Origin of the sequence: Stieleria sedimenti (genome assembly GCF_025060895.1) — a bacterium.
Taxonomy (GTDB): domain Bacteria; phylum Planctomycetota; class Planctomycetia; order Pirellulales; family Pirellulaceae; genus Stieleria; species Stieleria sedimenti.
The window spans coordinates 1-1932 of record NZ_JANZKV010000211.1 but is presented as its reverse complement, the minus strand read 5'-3'; the positions used below and the strand labels follow the sequence as shown (position 1 = coordinate 1932).

Below are 1932 nucleotides of genomic sequence, written 5' to 3'. Positions count from 1 at the left end.
CCAGCGCTGATCCTCGTGCCGGTCGTACCTGCCCCCTTTTCCGCGTCCGGCAATTTCTCGAATTCCAATGTGGTCTAGGTGCACGCTAACTGACATGCATGGTCGCGATTTCGCCATCGTTCGGATCCGTGTTGCATCGGACAACGCGTCCGCCAAACTGTCATCGGTCTCGACGCACGTTCTGTTTGCATGGAATGAGTTCACCATGGCTGATACGCAACGCCCCTTTCGGCACACCAAGATTGTCGCGACGATCGGTCCGGCAACTGAGACACTGGACAAGCTGGAAGCCCTGATCGAGGCCGGTGTCGACATCATTCGGCTGAACATGGCCCACGGGAGCGTGGAATGGGTGGGGGAGATCATCGCGCGGATTCGCCAGGCCTCGCATCATGTGGGACGCGAAGTCGCCATCATGATGGACGTCAAGGGTCCCGAGGTTCGCACCGGAGCGGTCGATGCCCCCATCGAATTGAAGTCCGGGGACCGATTAGAATTGCACACGCAACCGTTTCAACTCTGCGACGATGGCGTGCACCGCGTCTCGGTCAATTACCCCGACTTGCCCGCCGATGTCGAAGTCGGCGCGACGGTCTTGATCGACAGCGGGCTGCTGCGAACCAAGGTGATGGAGAAGACCGACAGTTCGGTGGTCTTGGAAGTGATCACGCCAGGGAAACTCGGGTCGCGTCGACACATCAACTTGCCGGGCACGCGAATCAATCTGCCCGCCCTGACCCACAAAGACGAAACGGATCTGCGCGCCGGCGTGGCCGCCGGATTGGACTTCGTCGCACTCTCGTTTGTACGCCAAGCTGCCGACATCGCCACGCTGCAAACGTTTCTTGATGAACTCGATAGCTGCGCCAAGATCATCGCCAAAATCGAAGATCAGGCCGGCGTGGAAAACATGGAGGAAATCATTCGAGAATCCGATGGCGTGATGGTCGCCCGCGGTGACCTGGGCATCGAGATCGAATACCACAAATTGCCGCTGGTCCAGACCCAACTGGTCAACGCCTGCCAAGTCCAAGGGAAACCGGTGATCATCGCGACACATCTGTTGGAGTCGATGATTCAGTCTCCGATCCCCACCCGCGCCGAAATCTCAGATGTTTCCAATGCCATCCGAGAACAAGCCGATGCGATCATGCTGTCCGGTGAAACGACCGTCGGCGCTTATCCACTGGAGGCGGTCGAAGTGCTGAAGAATATCGTTGAGAGCATTGAGCCATCGGTCGATGGCCAGATCAACCGACGCATTCAGCTTCACACGCCCAAGGCCAAGATGCTTCGTTCGGCAGTGGTGTTGGCCAAAGAACTCGGTCGCTCCGGCGTCGTCGTGTTCACGCGGAGCGGATTCCTGGCCTATGTACTCGGCGCGATGCGTGCCCAGGAGGTTCCGATCTACGCGTTCACCGACATTCCATCAACCTTCCATCAATTGATGCTGCCCTGGGGCGTCGAGCCCTTTCTGATGGAGTTCTGCGATGACCCCGAACACACCATTCAAAAAGCGTTGGCTCAGCTGAAAGCGAAAGGTTGGGCCACGCGCGGCGAATGGCTGGTCGTGATCACCAACGCCTTGGCCGACGACAAGATCATCGACACGCTTCAATTACGACAGGTCAACGGGGAGTCGTGAGGAGCGAGTCGCGAACGCACCGTGCTAGCGGAACGGCGCAAGCGGGCTGTCGATTTTGTGAGCCGCGACGCGTAAGCGGCCGGGCACTGCGACGCTGCCCGAGGCCTTACGTCCAGCGGCTCACCATTGACTCAGCAGATCCCGACTAAATCGACAGCCCGCCAGCCGTCCGGTGACACGCAGACCGGAGGGCTCGCGCCCTGCCGCTAACTATCGATTGAGCGGGCTGTCGATTTTGTGAGCCGCGACGCGTAAGCGGCCGGGCATTCCGACGCTGCCCGAGGCCT

Annotated in this window: 1 protein-coding gene; it reads left to right on the top strand. The window is 59.5% G+C overall.

The window, feature by feature from the left end; translation table 11 throughout:
- The first annotated feature begins 94 nt into the window (after positions 1–94).
- A complete protein-coding gene (gene pyk / locus NZK35_RS25740) occupies positions 95–1645 on the top strand; it encodes a pyruvate kinase (RefSeq protein WP_259635389.1) in 1551 nt (516 codons plus the stop codon).
- Positions 1646–1932 lie beyond the last annotated feature (287 nt).